This is a genomic window from Mycobacterium sp. 050272, assembly GCF_039023525.1.
Lineage (GTDB): Bacteria > Actinomycetota > Actinomycetes > Mycobacteriales > Mycobacteriaceae > Mycobacterium.
This window is the reverse complement of the sequence record NZ_JBCHKV010000007.1, coordinates 23,471-39,763: the sequence shown is the minus strand read 5'-3', so window position 1 is coordinate 39,763 and position 16,293 is coordinate 23,471. Positions and strand designations below refer to the sequence as shown.

At 67.4% G+C, this 16,293-nt stretch carries 14 protein-coding genes; 9 read left to right on the top strand and 5 right to left on the bottom strand.

The window, feature by feature from the left end; genetic code table 11:
• Positions 1 to 91: 91 nt before the first annotated feature.
• Together AAHS21_RS15810 and AAHS21_RS15805 are read left to right on the top strand one after the other, a co-directional pair.
• The gene (locus AAHS21_RS15810; RefSeq protein WP_342928714.1) at positions 92 to 3,070 is read left to right on the top strand and encodes an acyl-CoA synthetase; all 2,979 of its coding nucleotides are present in this window, start codon (positions 92 to 94) and stop codon (positions 3,068 to 3,070) included.
• A complete protein-coding gene (locus AAHS21_RS15805; RefSeq protein ID WP_342928558.1) occupies positions 3,063 to 3,272 on the top strand; it encodes a Trm112 family protein in 210 nt (69 codons plus the stop codon). The genes AAHS21_RS15810 and AAHS21_RS15805 overlap by 8 nt, the downstream gene beginning before the upstream one ends.
• On the opposite strand, the gene AAHS21_RS15800 is transcribed toward AAHS21_RS15805, so the two are convergent.
• On the bottom strand, positions 3,269 to 4,360 hold the full coding sequence (locus tag AAHS21_RS15800) for a methyltransferase (protein ID WP_342928557.1): 1,092 nt from the start codon (positions 4,358 to 4,360) through the stop codon (positions 3,269 to 3,271). The two genes, AAHS21_RS15805 and AAHS21_RS15800, sit on opposite strands and share 4 nt — an antisense overlap.
• A 172-nt stretch (positions 4,361 to 4,532) precedes the next feature.
• On the opposite strand from AAHS21_RS15800, the gene AAHS21_RS15795 reads away from it, so the two are divergent.
• A complete protein-coding gene (locus tag AAHS21_RS15795; protein WP_342928556.1) occupies positions 4,533 to 7,853 on the top strand; it encodes a LuxR C-terminal-related transcriptional regulator in 3,321 nt (1,106 codons plus the stop codon).
• Positions 7,854 to 7,908: 55 nt separating this feature from the next.
• Here AAHS21_RS15795 and AAHS21_RS15790 read toward each other — a convergent pair whose 3' ends face one another.
• Genes AAHS21_RS15790 through AAHS21_RS15775 form a run of 4 tightly spaced genes read right to left on the bottom strand, consistent with a single transcriptional unit; the run spans position 7,909 to position 11,367 of the window.
• Positions 7,909 to 8,529 carry a TetR family transcriptional regulator gene (locus tag AAHS21_RS15790; protein ID WP_342928555.1) on the bottom strand — a complete coding sequence of 207 codons (621 nt, stop codon included), beginning with the start codon at positions 8,527 to 8,529 and terminating at the stop codon, positions 7,909 to 7,911.
• Position 8,530: 1 nt separating this feature from the next.
• Complete coding sequence (locus AAHS21_RS15785; RefSeq protein ID WP_342928554.1) at positions 8,531 to 9,349, bottom strand: ABC transporter permease; 819 nt, start codon at positions 9,347 to 9,349, stop codon at positions 8,531 to 8,533.
• Entirely contained in the window at positions 9,283 to 10,047 is a 765-nt protein-coding gene (locus AAHS21_RS15780; protein WP_342928553.1) for an ABC transporter ATP-binding protein, read from the bottom strand. The genes AAHS21_RS15785 and AAHS21_RS15780 overlap by 67 nt, the downstream gene beginning before the upstream one ends.
• A 51-nt stretch (positions 10,048 to 10,098) precedes the next feature.
• Positions 10,099 to 11,367 (bottom strand): ammonium transporter, encoded by a 1,269-nt coding sequence (locus AAHS21_RS15775; RefSeq protein ID WP_342928552.1) that lies wholly within the window; start codon positions 11,365 to 11,367, stop codon positions 10,099 to 10,101.
• Between the two features lie 68 nt (positions 11,368 to 11,435).
• Here AAHS21_RS15775 and AAHS21_RS15770 point away from each other — a divergent pair, with 68 nt between their 5' ends.
• The 6 genes from AAHS21_RS15770 to AAHS21_RS15745 all read left to right on the top strand — a co-directional run bounded on the left by AAHS21_RS15770 (position 11,436) and on the right by AAHS21_RS15745 (position 16,285).
• On the top strand, positions 11,436 to 12,047 hold the full coding sequence (locus tag AAHS21_RS15770) for a DNA-3-methyladenine glycosylase (protein WP_342928551.1): 612 nt from the start codon (positions 11,436 to 11,438) through the stop codon (positions 12,045 to 12,047).
• A gap of 11 nt (positions 12,048 to 12,058) precedes the next feature.
• Positions 12,059 to 13,321, top strand: coding sequence for a tyrosine--tRNA ligase (gene tyrS, locus AAHS21_RS15765; protein ID WP_342928550.1), 1,263 nt, complete (start codon positions 12,059 to 12,061; stop codon positions 13,319 to 13,321).
• A gap of 439 nt (positions 13,322 to 13,760) precedes the next feature.
• A complete protein-coding gene (locus tag AAHS21_RS15760; protein WP_342928549.1) occupies positions 13,761 to 14,150 on the top strand; it encodes a DUF732 domain-containing protein in 390 nt (129 codons plus the stop codon).
• Positions 14,151 to 14,218: 68 nt separating this feature from the next.
• A complete protein-coding gene (locus tag AAHS21_RS15755; protein WP_342928548.1) occupies positions 14,219 to 15,043 on the top strand; it encodes a tetratricopeptide repeat protein in 825 nt (274 codons plus the stop codon).
• Between the two features lie 19 nt (positions 15,044 to 15,062).
• Positions 15,063 to 16,076 carry an HAD-IIA family hydrolase gene (locus AAHS21_RS15750; protein ID WP_342928547.1) on the top strand — a complete coding sequence of 338 codons (1,014 nt, stop codon included), beginning with the start codon at positions 15,063 to 15,065 and terminating at the stop codon, positions 16,074 to 16,076.
• 23 nt (positions 16,077 to 16,099) lie between these two features.
• Positions 16,100 to 16,285 carry a hypothetical protein gene (locus AAHS21_RS15745; RefSeq protein ID WP_096287257.1) on the top strand — a complete coding sequence of 62 codons (186 nt, stop codon included), beginning with the start codon at positions 16,100 to 16,102 and terminating at the stop codon, positions 16,283 to 16,285.
• The last annotated feature ends 8 nt before the right edge of the window (positions 16,286 to 16,293 follow it).

Sequence of the window (16,293 nt, the reverse complement as noted above, 5' to 3'; positions counted from 1 at the left end):
AAACAGCCTGACCAGAACCGCTAAGGACAGCGATGTGCCATGATGTCTCAGCTGTCGAGAGTGGGGAGCAGCGGTGGATCTGAACTTGTCGATGATCACGCGGCCGGTGGAACGACTGGTCGCGACGGCCCAGAACGGCCTGGAGGTCTTGCGGCTGGGGGGCCTTGAGACCGGCACGGTTCCGTCGCCGTCGCAGATCGTCGAAAGCGTGCCGATGTACAAGCTTCGGCGCTACTTTCCGCCCGACAATCGCCCCGGCCAGCGTCCGGTGGGCCCACCGGTGCTGATGGTGCACCCGATGATGATGTCGGCCGACATGTGGGACGTGACCCGCGAAGACGGCGCGGTCGGCATCCTGCACTCGCACGGGCTGGACTGCTGGGTGATCGACTTTGGTTCACCCGACAAAGTCGAGGGCGGCATGCGCCGCAACCTGGCCGACCACATCGTCGCGCTGAGCCAGGCGATCGACACGGTCCGCGATGTCACCGGCGCCGATGTGCATCTGGTCGGGTATTCGCAGGGCGGGATGTGGTGCTATCAGGTCGCCGCCTACCGCCGTTCGAAAGCGCTGGCCAGCATCGTGACCTTCGGCTCGCCGGTGGACACCCTGGCCGCGTTGCCGATGGGCATCCCGGCAAACTTCGCCCCACCCGTCGCCAACTTCATGGCCGATCACGTCTTCAGCCGCTTGGCCATACCGGGCTGGATGGCGCGGGCCGGCTTCCAGATGCTGGATCCGCTCAAGACGGCCAAGGCGCGCGTCGACTTCGTGCGTCAGCTGCACGACCGCGAGGCGCTGCTGCCCCGCGAACAACAGCGCCGGTTCCTCGAGCGCGAGGGTTGGATCGCCTGGTCCGGTCCGGCGATCTCCGAGCTGCTCAAGCAATTCATCGCGCACAACCGGATGATGACCGGCGGGTTCGCTGTCAACGGACAGATGGTCACGCTCACCGACATCACCTGCCCAGTGCTGGCCTTCGTCGGTGAGGTCGATGACATCGGCCAGCCGGCGTCGGTGCGCGGTATCCGGCGCGCCGCACCCGACGCCGAGGTCTACGAAGCCCGGATCCGCACCGGTCATTTCGGCCTGGTCGTCGGATCCAAAGCCGCAGAACAGGGTTGGCCCACCGTCGCCGCCTGGATCGAGTGGCTCACCACCGGCGGCGACAAGCCCGACAACATCGACCTGATGGCCGATCAGCCCGAAGAGCACACCGACAGCGGCGTCGCGCTGAGTTCGCGGCTCACGCATGGCATCGGCGAGGCGTCGGAGGCGGCGATCGAGCTGGTGCGCGGCGCCACTGGCGCGGTGGTCGCGGCCAACAAATCCATGCGGACCCTGGCCGTCGAGACCGCGCGTACGCTACCCCGGCTGGCCCGGCTCGGGCAGATCAACGACCACACCCGAATCTCGTTGGGCCGCATCATCACCGAGCAGGCCCGCAACGCGCCGCGGGGCGAGTTCCTGCTGTTTGACGGTCGTGTGCACACCTACGAGGCGGTCGACCGCCGCATCAACAACGTTGTCCGGGGCCTGATTCAGGTCGGCGTCCGGCAGGGCGACCGGGTCGGCGTGCTGATGGAGACCCGACCCAGTGCCTTGGTCGCGATCGCCGCACTGTCCCGGCTCGGCGCCGTCGCGGTGGTGATGCGCCCCGACGCCGACCTGACCGCATCCGTGCGGCTTGGGCGGGTCGGCGAGATCATGACCGACCCCACCAACCTGGAGGCCTTACGCGATTGGCCGGGCCAGGTGTTGGTGCTCGGTGGTGGTGAGGCACGCAACCTGCATCTGCCCGAGGACGGCTCGAAGCAAAACCAGGTCATCGACATGGAGCAGATCGACCCGGATGCCGTCGAGCTCCCCGCCTGGTATCGGCCCAACCCGGGATTGGCCCGGGATCTGGCGTTCATCGCATTCAGCGCCGTCGGCGGCGAGTTGGTGGCCAAGCAGATCACCAACTATCGGTGGGCGGTGTCGGCGTTCGGAACCGCTTCGGCGGCCGGCCTGGACCGCCGCGACACCGTCTACTGTCTGACGCCGCTGCACCACGAATCCGCCCTGCTGGTCGCCCTGGGCGGCGCGGTCGTCGGCGGTACCCGCATCGCGTTGTCGCGCGGGCTGAACTCGGACCGGTTCGTCCATGAGATACGGCAGTACGGCGTCACCGTCGTGTCCTACACCTGGGCGATGCTGCGCGACATCGTCGACGACCCGGCCTTCGTGCTGCACGGCAATCATCCCGTCCGGCTGTTCATCGGCTCGGGTATGCCGACCGGATTGTGGGAGCGGGTCGTCGACGCATTCGCCCCCGCGCACGTCGTCGAGTTTTTCGCCACCACGGACGGACAGGCCGTGCTGGCCAACGTGTCCGGCGCCAAGATCGGCTGTAAAGGCCGGCCGCTGCCGGGTGCCGGGCGAGCAGAACTCGCGGCCTACGATGCCGAACACGACCTGATCCTGGAAGACGAGCGAGGCTTCGTGCAGGTTGCCGACGTCAACCAGGTCGGGGTGCTGCTCGCGGCTTCCAACGGGCCGATCGATCCGACGGCGTCGGTCAAGCGCGGGGTTTTCGCGCCCGCCGACACCTGGATCTCCTCCGAGTATTTGTTCCGCCGCGACGAGGACGGCGACTTCTGGCTGATGGGCCGGCGCGGCTCGGTGGTGCACACCGCGCGCGGGCTCGTCTATCCCGAGCCGGTCACCGACGCGCTCGGCCTGATCAACGGCGTGGACCTCGCGGTGACCTACAACGTGCCGTTCGGCAACCTGGAGGTGGCGGTGTCGGCGGTGACGTTGTTGCCCGGAGCCACCATCACCGCGGCGGACTTGACCGAAGCTTTCGCCGGCATGCCGCTCGGGCTGGGACCCGACATCGTTTGTGTGGTGCCGGAGCTGACGTTGAGCGCGACCTACCGCCCCACCGTCAGCGCCCTGCGGGCGGCCGGGATTCCCAAATCCGGGCGGCATGCCTGGTATTTCGACACCGCCAGCTCGCAGTACCGCCGGTTGACTCCGGCGATACGGTCCGAACTGGCCGCCACGTATCGAGGTGACGATGCTTGACCAGACCCTGCTGAGCATTCTGGTGTGCCCGCAGGACCGCGGCCCGCTGCTGCTGGTGTCCCAAGAAGACGGGGCCGAGCTGCTCTACAACCCGCGGCTGCGCCGTGCATACCGCATCGAGGACGGCATCCCGGTGCTGTTGATCGACGAGGCGCGCGATGTCGACGAGGACGAGCACGCCCGCCTCACGGAACGAGGCTAGGCGGCGGCGGCCTCCACGATTCTGAACGGCGAGGGTGTCGACACAACCCGGGTCATCTGAAAGCCTGATTGCTGCAACAGATTTCGATATTCGTCGACGGTGCGTTCCCGGCCCGCATTCACGACCAGCATCTCCAGGTCCGTCCATTTGGCGAGATCATCTCGATCGTGCGGGGGTATCACGCATTCGACGAGCAAGACGGTTGTTCCGATTTGAGTTGCCGCGCGCAGGGTTTTGAGGATCTGCTGAGCTTTGTCGTCGGGCCAGTCGTGGATGATGTTCTTCAGCAGGTAGAGGTCGCCGCAATCGGGGACCGCATCGAAGAACGATCCCGCGATGACGCGCACGCGCTCCGCGACGCGGTGCTGGGACAGCAGTGGTTCGGCGCCGGCCACGACGTGCGGCAGATCGAAGAGGATGCCAGTCGCGGTTGGGTTCTTGGCGAGGATGCCGGCCAGCAGCCGGCCGTGCCCGCCGGCAACGTCCACGATGGTGCGATAGTCGGCGAAGTCGTATGCGGCGGCCACCGCATCAACGGCCATCTCGGAGAGGTTCGTCATCGCCGAATCGAAGACTGCACTGAGTTCGGGGTGGCCCGAGAGCCAGTCGAAACCGTCCATGCCACGTAGCTTGGGAACGACCGCCTCGCCGGTGCGAATCGCATCGATGCAATGGCTCCAATGTTCCCGCATCTCCGGCGTGCCGACCATCCGGGCCATCCCGGCCACGGAACCGCGTGCGTCCCAGCGCAGCGTGCCTGCCAGCGACGTCAGCCCGTACCGGCCGTCGCGGTGCCGGCGGAAGATTCCGCGGCTGATCAGTGCCCGCAGCAACCGGCCCAGCGCGTCCTGGTCGGCGCCCACCCGGGCGGCCAGCTGATCGAGTCCGAGGGGTTCTGCGTCCAGCGCGTCGGCGATGCGCAGTTCGGCGGCGACGGCGATGGCCTGGGCCACCCAGGCCCCGGACACGAGTTCGGTCATCACCGCCGGTGCGGGGGCGAGGGACTGGTGAAGCCGCAGCAGACGCTGGCGAAACCGCTGCACTGCATTGACCAACTGGACCGGCGGGACTCGGGGCGCGACTTTCATGGGGATTCCTCTCTAGTGCGTCTGCATTGCATTTCGGAACGACTATCCGGCGCCGCGGGGTCCACACCATCGGCCAGAACGCGGAAAAAATCCGGTGGGGGGTCGGAGAAACCGCACGACGGCCAGCGAAATCTGCGCGGTTTCGCGGATGTTATGGCGCTGGCGAGCACTGATGCTGGCTAACATGAGCGAGATTGACCCACGCGCGGGGATACCACCGATGAACGAGAGCGACGTAGGGCTGACAGAGCTACCGACCGGCACGGTGACGCTGCTCCTCGCCGATATCGAGGGGTCGACGCGGCTCTGGGAAACGCAGCCCCGGGAAATGGCGCAAGCTGTCGCCCGGCTCGACGGCGCACTCACCGAGCTGATTGCCGCCCATCGGGGTGTGCGCCCGGTTGAGCAGGGCGAAGGCGACAGCTTCGTCGTCGCGTTCGACCGCGCCAGCGACGCGGTCGCATGCGCTCTCCAACTGCAGTTGGCGCCTCTGGCGCCGATCCGGCTGCGGATCGGTCTGCACACCGGCGAGGTCCAGTTACGGGACGAAGGCAACTACATCGGGCCGACGATCAACAGGACCGCGCGGCTCCGCGACCTGGGGCATGGCGGACAGACCGTCCTGTCCGGCGCAACCGAAGAGATGGTGGCCGACCACTTGCCGCCTGACGCCTGGTTGCTCCCGCTGGGCAGCCACCAGCTGCGTGATCTTCGCCGCGCCGAGCGAGTGATCCAGCTGTGCCACCCCGACCTGCACAACCAGTTCCCGCCGCTGCGCCTCCCGGCCGCGGTGTCGGTCGGGCTGCCGCCTCAGCTGACCAGCTTCGTGGGCCGCCAGGAGCAGATCGCGGAGCTGACGCGCATCATTGCGGAGAATCGACTCGTCACCCTGACCGGACCCGGCGGTGCGGGCAAGACCCGCCTCGCTGTACAGGTCGCCGGCCGGATAGCCGCCGATTTCCGCGACGGCGCACACTACGTCGACCTGGCACCGATCACCGAATCCGACCTCGTCCCCGCCACGACCGCCCGCACACTCGGGTTGACCGACATTCCCGGGCGCTCTGCGGGTGACGCCTTGCTGCGGTTCATCACCGATCGGCAGATGCTGCTGGTATTGGACAACTGCGAGCACCTGCTCGATGCGACCGCCGAACTCGTCGGCCCGATCCTGCGGGCCTGCCCCGGTGTGACAGTGCTGACGACCAGCCGTGAGCCGATCGGCATGACCGGTGAAGTGATCTGGCGGGTGTCATCCCTGTCGATCACCGATGAAGCGGTCGAGTTGTTCACCGACCGTGCGCGTCTCGTCAGGCCCGAATTCGTCATCAACCAGGACAACGCCGCCGCGGTCGAGGAGATCTGTCAACGCCTTGACGGCATGCCGCTGGCGATCGAACTTGCCGCGGCGCGAGTGCGGGCTCTGTCGGTCACCGACATTCTCACCAGCCTGCATGACCGGTTCCGCCTGCTGACCGGGGGGAACCGCACCGCGGTCCGACGCCAGCAGACGCTGCGGGCATCGGTGGATTGGTCGCACGCGCTGCTCACCGACGTCGAACGTCTGATCTTCCGGCGGCTGGCGGTGTTTCGCGGCGGATTCCACCTCGATGCCGCCGAAGCCGTTGCCACCGACGATCAGGTGCAGCGCCACCAGGTGCTCGACGAGCTCACCCTGCTGGTGGACAAGTCGCTGGTGATTGCCGAAAACATCAGCGGCCGAGCGCGATACCGGCTGCTCGAGACGGTGCGGCAGTACGCCTTGGAGCGGCTTGGCGAATCCGGTGAATCGGATGCGGTTCGCGCCCGGCACCGTGACCACTACACACAGCTGGCGGTAGTTCTGGATCAGCCGAACTCGGCCGGCCGACGCGAGCAAGTCGAACAGGCCGAGAACGAGATCGACAACCTGCGAGCCGCGTTCACCTGGAGTTGCGATACCGGCGACGGCAACCGGGCGCTGCAACTCGCGTCCGCCCTGCAGCCGTTGTGGCTCACCCGCGGGCGGGTCCAGGAGGGCCTGTCGTGGATCAAGTCGGTGCTGTCCGACGGGTACTCGCCGCAGACGGGGGTAGCGCCCGCGGTCTACGCGCGGGCGCTCGCCGACCATGCCGTGATCGCCGCGGCGGTGGGGGATCCGATCGGCATGGAGGGAGCCCAGCGCGCCCTTGCCATCGCGCGAGAGGTCGGCGAATCCGGCCCCTTGCTCCATGCCCTGGTCGCGTGCGGGTGCACCGCCGCCTACAACCCGGAGGTCGCGGGCCCATACCTCGATGAGGCGGCAGGTCTGGCGCGCGAATCCGGCGACAAGTGGAGACTGAGCCAAATCCTCTGGTGGCAGAGCTACGCGGCAATATGCGGCGGTGATCCCACCGCCGCGCTCAGAGCAGGGCAGGAAGGTCGCGACCTCGCCGACGAGATCGGAGACCGGTTCCTCTCGCGAATGTGTCGATTCTGGGGCATCGCAACTTCCCACGTCATGCGCGGCGAACCGGCCCGGGCCAATACCGAATTCAACGAGATCATGGCGGAGGCCGAGGCCGATCACGACCCGCTCATGCGGGAACTCTGCCACTGCCACCTGGGCCACACCCTGGCGTGGATGGGAGACACCGAAGCCGCGTTGGAGGAGGCGTCCGCCGCGCTTCGAGCCGCATCCGAATTCGGTGCCATGGCCGAAGGCATGGCGGGCGGCCCGTTGGCGCTGGCGCAACTCGCGGCGGGCGACGTTGCGGCTGCGGTGCAGACGAGCGAGATGGCCGCACAACGCATCAGCGCGCAGCAGGGACACACCGTGGTCAATGCGAACCCGATCGCCGATGTCATGCTGGCGCATGGTGATATAGCCGCGGCCAGGCGGTGGGCGGACGCGGCGGTAGCGGTGACTGCCGGCTGCCACTTGGGCCTGGCGCTCAACACCCGCGCCCGCGTCGCGAGCGCCCAGGGTGAGCCCGAGCAAGCGGAACGCGACGCCCGCGAAGCGTTGGCAATAGCGGCCTCACACGACGCCCACGTGATCACGCCCGACGCCTTGGAGTGCCTTGCCGGGCTTGCCGCCGGCGCGGGCAGTCACCGGGAAGCCGCGCGGCTTTACGGCGCGGCTGACGCGGTCCGGCAAAGCACCGGCGTGATGAGGTTCAAGGTTTACGACGACGCTTACACGACGGCGATCGATGCCGTCCGGGAAGCGTTGGGACCCAGCGAATTTGAGAGCGCTTGGACTGAGGGCGCGGCACTGTCCGTCCAGGAGGCGATCGCGTATGCCCGTCGAGGGCACGGCGACCGTAGGCGGCCGACAACCGGTTGGGGCGCGCTGACCCCCACCGAGCACGACGTCGTGCGGCTGGTCGGCGAAGGCCTGGCCAACAACGACATCGCCAAGCGGCTGTTCATCTCGCCGCGCACGGTGCAGAGCCATCTCACCCACGTCTACAACAAGCTCGGCGTCAGCTCGCGGGTGCAACTCGTGCAAGAGGCGGCCCGGCACCACTAGGAACCAACGGTGCTGCCCGACGTCGGCGAAGCTTGGCCTGCTGGAAAGCTCCGCTTCAGTCCTGCAGATCCGGCAAGTCCCCGGTGAGGTAACGCTGCAGGTTGGGCGCGATGGTGCGGGCGATCTGTTCGGCCGGCAGCGACGCGAACGGCTCGAGTTGAAATATGTAGCGCGCCATCACCACTCCTACCAGCTGAGACGCGACGAACTGGATGCGGATGACGCCGCTGCCCGGCGGATCGTCGACGCGGGAACCCACTTCGACCGCGATGATGTCCTGGATGAACGTGCGGAACAGGTTGACCTCTGCGCCGGCCAGGACCGACCGCAACACCGCGATGAACCCGGTGCCCAGCTCGGAATCCCACAGCGGCAACAACATCGACGGCAGCCGGTAGCCGATCTCCTCGATCGGCACCTCGCGCAACGGACCGATGATGTCCATCGGGTCGATCGGGATGTGGACGGCCGCGGCGAACAACTTTTCCTTGGTGCCGAAATAGTGATGCACGAGTGCTGAATCGACACCCGCCGCCGCGGCCACCGCGCGAATCGACGTGTTGCGAATCCCCTTGCTGGCGAACAGCTCTCGGGCGCTGGCCAGGATGCGATCGCGGGTATCGGAATTGCCGGCCGGACGCCCGGGTCGTCTGCGCCCGGTCTTGGCGGCCGTCACGTTATGGCGTCCGTCGCCGCAGTGTGGCCGCGGCCAGGCACAGCGCCGCGAACGCCGAACCCGCCACTACGGCGATGTCGCGCACCGCGATGCCGGTCAGTTCGGTATGCGAATTGACCTGTTGCAGAGCTTCCAGCGCGTAGCTGGCCGGCATGACATTGCTGATCCATTGCAGCCAGTCTGGCATCAGCGCTCGCGGGACGATGATGCCGGCCAGCAGCAGCTGCGGCACCATCACCAGCGGGATGAACTGCACGGCCTGAAACTCGGTGCGGGCGAACGCACTACACAGCAAGCCCAGGCCGACGCCCAGCACCGCGTTGACGATCGCGATCACGAACACCCACACCCAGCTGCCCAAGGTATCGAACCCGAGGAACCAAAACGACACAGTGCACGCGACCGTCGCCTGCGCCGCCGCGGCGATCGAGAAGGCGGTTCCGTAGGCGATCAGCAGGTCCAGCCGGCGCAGGGGAGTGGTCAGGATGCGCTCCAGCGTCCCGGAGGCCCGTTCGCGTTGCATGGTGATCGCGGTGATGATGAACATCACGAACAGCGGGAACAGACCCAGCAGGATCAGGCAGGCATTGTTGAACGGCGCCGGCGTGCCGGGCGGGTGGTGGGCATTGCGAAACATGAAGTACATCAACGTGATAACCAGAACCGGCACGGCGAGGATCATCGCGACACTGCGGTGATCGGCGGCCAACTGACGCAGAATCCGCGTCGTGGTGGCGGTGTATCCCTTGAGCCCTAGCCGGCTTCGCGCATGATGGTGCGCTTGATGATGGACAGAAACGCGTCCTCCAGTGACGTGCATCCGGTGTCCTCTCGTAGTCGGGTCGGCGTGGTGTGGGCGAGCAGGTTCCCGTCCCGCATCAGCAATAGGTCTTTGCAGCGATCGGCCTCGTCCATCACGTGACTCGAGACCAGCAGGGTGGCGCCCGCACGGGCGAGGTCGTTGAACTGATCCCAGAGGTCGGCGCGCAGCACCGGGTCGAGGCCGACCGTGGGCTCGTCGAGCACCAGCAGCTCGGGCTGGCATACCAGTGCGCAGGCCAGCGACACCCGGGTGCGCTGGCCACCGGAGAGGTTGGCGCAGAACGCGGTCCGGTGATCGGTCAGCCCGACCCGCTCGATCGCAGCGTCGGCGGCGTGGCTGTCGAAGCCGTAGAGCGAGGCGAAGTAGCGGACGTTGTCGGCGACGCGCAGGTCGTTGTAGATGGTCGGGTCCTGCGGCAGATAGCCGACGCGGCGGCGCAATTCGGCGGAGCCGGCGGGTCTGCCGAGCACGGTTACGGTTCCAGACGTCACGATCTGCGTGCCGACGATGCTTCTGATCAGCGTGGTCTTGCCGCAGCCGGACGGGCCGAGCAAGCCGGTGATGCTGCCCTTCCCGATCTGCACCGAAAAGTCGTGCAGAGCTGGGCGTTTGCCGCGGATAACGCGGAGATGGTCGATGTCGACGGCAACGTCGCTGCCGGTCGAGATTAATTCATCACGAGATGAAATCATCATGCGATGAATATTCGTCCTCGTGGTGAGGCTTTGTCAAGGGGTGGTCTGGAGTCAGCCGGGGGAGCCGGGACGGCGCAACGGCAGATGACCGTGCACGCCTTCGGCGTAGGCGGTCTCGGCGTGCTGGGTGAAGTCGACGCCGGTCGTCTCGTCCTCGGGGCTGAGCCGGAAACCCATCGTCCGCTCGATCACCTTCGCCAGGACGAACGTCACCGCGAACGCATAGACCGCGACGACGACGATCGCGAACGTCTGCTTGCCGAGCTGGCCGAACCCGCCCCCGTAGAACAGGCCCTGCGGTCCCGACGTCATCACGGCAGTGGCCAGCAGCCCGATCAGGAAGACGCCGACGACTCCGCCGACGAAGTGCACACCGACGACGTCGAGCGAATCGTCATAGTTGAAGCGCAATTTCGCCGTCACCGCGAACGCGCAGACGACGCCCGCGGTCAGGCCGACGGCCGCGGCGCCGAGCGTGTTGACGGTCCCGCACGACGGGGTGATCGCGACGAGGCCGGCCACCACACCGGACGCCGCGCCGAACGTCGTGGGCCTGCCGTCACGGATCTGCTCGACCGTCAGCCAGCCCAGCATGCCGAGGCAGCCGGCCACGAGCGTGTTGAGGAAGATGGCCGCGGCAGTTCCGTTGGCGGCCAACGCGGAACCGGCGTTGAACCCGAACCAGCCGAACCACAGCAGTCCGACACCGACAAAGAGCAGCGGCAGATTGTGCGGCCGCATGGCGTCTTTCTTGAAGCCGATGCGTGGTCCCAGCACCAGCGCCAGCGCCAGCGCCGAGGAGCCCGAGACGATCTCGACGACCAGGCCGCCCGCGTAGTCCAGCACGCCGAGCTTGCCCAGCCAGCCGCCGGGGCCCCATACCCAGTGCGCGACAACCGAATACACGACAATCGCCCAGACCGGGACGAACACCATCCAGGCGGCGAAGCGGGCGCGGTCGGCGATCGCGCCGCTGACCAGGGCCGCCGTGATGATCGCGAAGGTCAATTGGAACGTCGCATAGAGCAGTTCGGGAACCGTGCCGTGCAGGCTGTCGGGTGTGATGCCGAGCATCCCGAGATGACTGAGGTTGCCGATGAACCCGCCGGCGCCGTCCTCGGAGAACGCGAGCGTGTAGCCGACCAACAGCCAGGCCACCGTGACAAGCGGGATCGAGACGAAGCTCATCATCATCATGTTGAGCACCCCGGTGGTGCGGACCATCCCGCCGTAGAAGATCGCCAGGCCGGGGGTCATCAACAGGACCAGTGCGGTACTGGCCAGCAGCCACGCGGTGGCAGCGGGGTCGATTGCATGCATTGTTTGGGCTCCTTCGCCACGCGGCAACCGGGAGTTTGCCATGTTCAGGCTCTCGGTAGGTTCGGTGGGTGGGTGCACGCAAGCTGGTAGTCGACCCGGTCGCGGCCGCGCACCGGCTACTCGGCGCCACCCTCACCGGCCGGGGCGTGCGCGCGATCGTCGTGGAGGTGGAGGCCTATGGCGGGGTTCCCGACGGGCCGTGGCCGGACGCGGCGGCGCACTCCTACCGGGGACCCAGCGGCCGCAACGCCGTGATGTTCGGGCCGCCGGGCCGGCTGTACACCTACCTCAGTCACGGGATCCACACCTGCGCCAACGTCTCGTGCGGACCCGACGGCACGGCCGCCGCGGTGCTGCTGCGCGCCGCCGTGATCCAGGACGGCGTCGACATCGCCCAGGGACGCCGCGGCGAGGCCATCCGCACCACCGCGCTGGCCCGTGGTCCCGGCAATCTGTGCGCTGCGTTGGGAATTACGATGTCCGACAACGGGATTGACCTGTTCGCCCCGGACTCGCCGGTGTCGCTGGCGTTGAACCCGACCGATGGCGCGGTGGCGGGCCCGCGGGTGGGCGTCAGCCAGGCCGCCGACCGGCCCTGGCGGCTGTGGCTTGCCGGTCGACCGGAAGTCTCGGCGTACCGGCGAAGTCCGCGGGCACCTGCCCCGGGCGCCAGCGACTAGATTCTTACCCCATGATCATCGACGAGCTGGGCTGGCGTGGGCTGATCGCGCAGTCCACCGACCTCGACGCCCTGGCCGCCGAATCCCAGCGCGGACCGCTGACGGTGTACGCCGGCTTCGACCCGACGGCGCCGAGCCTGCACGCGGGACATCTGGTGCCGCTGCTGGCACTACGGCGTTTTCAGCGCGCCGGGCACCGGCCCATCGTGCTCGCGGGCGGGGCGACCGGCATGATCGGCGACCCGCGTGAGGTCGGGGAACGCAGTCTCCACGAGGCCGGCACCGTCGCCGAATGGACCGAACGGATTCGCGGACAGCTGGAACGCTTCGTCGACTTCGACGACTCACCGACCGGCGCGATCGTCGCCGACAACCTCGAGTGGACGGCCCAGATGTCGGCGATCGAGTTCCTGCGCGATCTTGGCAAGCACTTCTCGGTCAACGTGATGCTGGATCGCGACACCATCCGGCGGCGGCTGGCGGGCGACGGGATCTCCTACACCGAGTTCAGTTACATGCTCCTGCAGGCCAACGACTACGTCGAACTGCACCAGCGCCACGGTTGTGCGCTGCAGATCGGCGGCTCGGATCAATGGGGCAACATCATCGCCGGGGTTCGGTTGGTGCGCCAGAAGCTGGGCGCGACGGTGCACGCACTGACCGTCCCGCTGGTGACGGCGGCCGACGGCACCAAGTTCGGCAAATCCACCGGCGGCGGCAACTTGTGGCTGGACCCGCAGCTGACCAGTCCGTATGCCTGGTACCAGTACTTCGTCAACACCGCGGACGCCGACGTGATCCGCTACCTGCGGTGGTTCACCTTCCTGTCCGCCGAGGAGCTGGCCGAGCTGGAACAGGTGACCGCCGAACGTCCGCAACAACGCGCCGCGCAGCGGCGGCTGGCCACCGAACTCACCGTCTTGGTGCACGGCGAGGAGGCCACCGCGGCCGTCGAACACGCCAGCAAGGCGCTGTTCGGCCAGGGCGATTTGGACCGTCTCGACGAAACGACGCTGGCCGCCGCGCTGCGCGAAACGTCGGTTGCCGAGCTCATACCCGGCGGGCCCGACGGCATCGTCGACCTGTTGGTGGCCAGCGGCCTGTCAGCGAGCAAGGGCGCCGCGCGACGCACGATCGGCGAGGGCGGCGTTTCGGTCAACAATGTTCGGGTCGACAGCGACGAATGGTCGCCGCAGGACTCGGATTTCCTCCACGGCCGGTGGTTGGTGCTGCGTCGCGGAAAGCGCAACATCGCCGGCATCGAGAAGGTCTAGGAAAAAAGTATTCAGCGGAGATCTCGTCAATCGGAGGGGAAGCCGATATGAGAGGAGGGGAGCCTCGTTTGGAAGGAGCGACGAGATCCCCGCTGTGAGAACTAGTTTTCCCGGATTGACCGCTCCCCGGTATCCCTCAACCGGTTGAATCGCGGGTGGAAATCCGGTGTCCCCCATTCGGGGGACATCACCGTCTGGCCTGGCGCCGCTGGTGGGCTCAGATCGCTTGGGCGACAAGAGATTCGGTGTACCGATCTGGTCGGCCGCCGATGGTGGGCGATCAACGGCGGAACATACTGCACCCGAGATTGTCAAGACGTCAGAGCAAAACGCGGTGGTGTGCAAACCTTTACCTGGCCGTGCCCTAAACGTGACACTCGTTGGCCACTGTAGTCACAATGAATTTGCGCAGCCACCACACAATCGACGAGAGCGAGAGATGACGGCGCAAGCAATGGCGTACCAGTGGACCTTGCGGGCCGGTACCGAGGTCAAGGCCTTCGGGTTTATGGTCTTGACGGCGGCTTTGATCGTCGCGGCGGCATCGATGGCCGCCCCCATTCGCGCGGACATAGCGGGCAACGCCTTCCTGTCCAGGCTGACCAATGCCGGTATTGCCGTCACTGCGCCGGCCGCCGCACTGGCGCAGGGGCAGTCGGTCTGCCCGATGCTGGTCCAGCCGGGTCGGTCGTTCGATTCGGTCGTCTCGGAAGTGTCCAGCGGCAACGGCATGACCGAGAAAAATGCGGGCATCTTCACGATCATCGCGATCGCGAGCTTCTGTCCTTCGATGATCGCGCCGTTGGTTCCGGACCGCTTCAAGGCGTAGCGAGACCCACACCCGGGTGCCCGTATCCTTTTCGAGGAGACCGGGAGCAATCGAGGTGAACGACACGAGTGGGCGACGACAGACAGCGTCACAACGGCGAACGACGCCCGCGCACGGGATCTGGGGGCGCACCGAAGCGGCGCACGGGCCGTGACGGTTCCTGGTCTGGACCGGGCCGCGCGCGCACAGCCCAGCCGCGCAACACCCCGCAGGACCGCGATCGCCCGTCGGACAGCGGGCCCCCGATACCGCCCGACGTGGACCCCAAACAGCTGGCTCCCGAAATCCGCGGCGAACTGAGCACCTTGGACCGCGCGACCGCCGATGCGGTGGCACGCCACCTGGTCGCCGCCGGTGAGCTGATGGACGAAGACCCGGAAGCCGCCCTGAACCATGCCCGTGCCGCGCGCGCCAGGTCCAGCAGGATCGCCGCCATCCGCGAAGCGGTCGGCATCGCCGCATACCGCACCGGCGACTGGGCCCAGGCGCTGTCCGAACTGCGTGCCGCCCGCCGGATGGGCAGTAAGTCCTCCCTGCTGGCGTTGATCGCGGATTGTGAACGCGGCCTTGGCCGGCCGGAGCGGGCGATCGAGCTGGCCCGCGGGGAAGAGGCGGCCCAGCTGTCCGGCGACGACGCCGATGAGCTGCGCATCGTAATCGCGGGTGCCCGCTCGGATCTCGGTCAACTCGAACAGGCGCTGACGCTGTTGGCCACTCCGCAACTGGACCCGATCCGCTCCGGCACGACGGCCGCCCGGTTGTTCTACGCCTACGCCGACACCCTGCTGGCGCTCGGCCGCAATGACGAAGCGCTGCAATGGTTTTTGCACTCCGCGGCCGCCGACGTCGACGGCGTGACCGACGCCGAAGACCGGGTCAGCGAGCTGGGCTGACGATGCTGGGTTCGATCAAATGAAAAGCATTGCGCAGGAATATGATTGCCTGCTCATCGATCTGGACGGGACGGTGTTCCGCGGTCACAGTGCCACCGACGGCGCGGTGCAGACCCTCGACGAGGTCAGCAGCCGCAAGCTGTTCGTCACCAACAACGCCTCCCGCAGCGCCGACGAAGTAGCGACTCACCTGCGTGACCTCGGCTTCACCGCCACCGGCGACGACGTCGTCACCAGCGCCCAAAGTGCCGCACGCCTGCTTTCCGGTGAGCTGCCCCCGGATTCGCCCGTGCTGATCGTCGGTACCGACTCGCTGGCCAACGAGATCTCCGCAGTCGGGCTGCGTCCGGTGCGCCGCTTCGACGACGACCCGGTCGCGGTCGTGCAAGGACTGTCGATGACGATCGGCTGGCCCGACCTGGCCGAGGCCGCACTCGCCATTCGGGCCGGCGCGCTGTGGGTGGCGGCCAATATCGATGCCACGCTGCCCACCGAGCGTGGTCTGCTGCCCGGCAACGGATCTCTGGTGGCCGCGCTGCGGGCAGCGACCGGGGCCGAACCCAAGGTGGCCGGAAAGCCCGCCCCGACACTGCTCGACGATGCGGTCGCCCGCGGCGACTACCGCGCGCCGTTGGTGATCGGCGACCGCCTGGACACCGACATCGAGGGCGCCAATGCCGCGAGGCTACCCAGCCTGATGGTGCTGACCGGGGTGAGCAGCGCACGCGACGCGGTGTACGCGAGCGCCGAGCAGCGGCCCACCTACATCGGCCACGACCTGCGCGCCCTGCACCAGGGCAGCAACCTGCTCGCGGTCGGGCCGCAGCCCGGCTGGGCGATCGACGTCGCCGATGGTGCGGTGACGGTCACCGGTGCCGGCGAAGCAGACGACGGGGACGGACTGTCGATCGTGCGCGCCGTCGCCAGCGCGGTGTGGGGCGGCGATTTTGACGGGCGGCCGGCGCGCATCCGGCCCGGCGACGACCGGGCACACGACGCGCTCGAGCGCTGGTCTCTCGTGCACGGGGACTAGCGGATGGCTACCGTAGAACCGCAATGAATATCGATCCCGAACAGATTCGCGCCGACATCGACAACCTGCTGGCGCAGCTGCCCGACCTGGCCGACCCGGAAAACCGGGAGACCGGGCCGTCCCTGGCCGAGCTCGAAGACATCGCACGCCGGCTATCGCAGGCCCATGACGTGCTGCTGGCCGCGCTGGAGTCGGCGGAGAAGGGCTGAGGTGCGGG

What these genes read in the sequence shown, in the direction of transcription:
- AAHS21_RS15810 (WP_342928714.1), top strand. Translation starts at nt 92, where the DNA reads ATGATCACGCGGCCGGTGGAACGACTGGTCGCGACGGCCCAGAACGGC.
- tyrS (WP_342928550.1), top strand. Translation starts at nt 12,059, where the DNA reads ATGATCATCGACGAGCTGGGCTGGCGTGGGCTGATCGCGCAGTCCACC.
- AAHS21_RS15805 (WP_342928558.1), top strand. Translation starts at nt 3,063, where the DNA reads ATGCTTGACCAGACCCTGCTGAGCATTCTGGTGTGCCCGCAGGACCGC.
- AAHS21_RS15795 (WP_342928556.1), top strand. Translation starts at nt 4,533, where the DNA reads ATGCTGGCTAACATGAGCGAGATTGACCCACGCGCGGGGATACCACCG.
- AAHS21_RS15745 (WP_096287257.1), top strand. Translation starts at nt 16,100, where the DNA reads ATGAATATCGATCCCGAACAGATTCGCGCCGACATCGACAACCTGCTG.
- AAHS21_RS15775 (WP_342928552.1), bottom strand. Translation starts at nt 11,367, where the DNA reads ATGCATGCAATCGACCCCGCTGCCACCGCGTGGCTGCTGGCCAGTACC.
- AAHS21_RS15750 (WP_342928547.1), top strand. Translation starts at nt 15,063, where the DNA reads ATGAAAAGCATTGCGCAGGAATATGATTGCCTGCTCATCGATCTGGAC.
- AAHS21_RS15785 (WP_342928554.1), bottom strand. Translation starts at nt 9,349, where the DNA reads ATGCACGTCACTGGAGGACGCGTTTCTGTCCATCATCAAGCGCACCAT.
- AAHS21_RS15800 (WP_342928557.1), bottom strand. Translation starts at nt 4,360, where the DNA reads ATGAAAGTCGCGCCCCGAGTCCCGCCGGTCCAGTTGGTCAATGCAGTG.
- AAHS21_RS15780 (WP_342928553.1), bottom strand. Translation starts at nt 10,047, where the DNA reads ATGATGATTTCATCTCGTGATGAATTAATCTCGACCGGCAGCGACGTT.
- AAHS21_RS15760 (WP_342928549.1), top strand. Translation starts at nt 13,761, where the DNA reads ATGACGGCGCAAGCAATGGCGTACCAGTGGACCTTGCGGGCCGGTACC.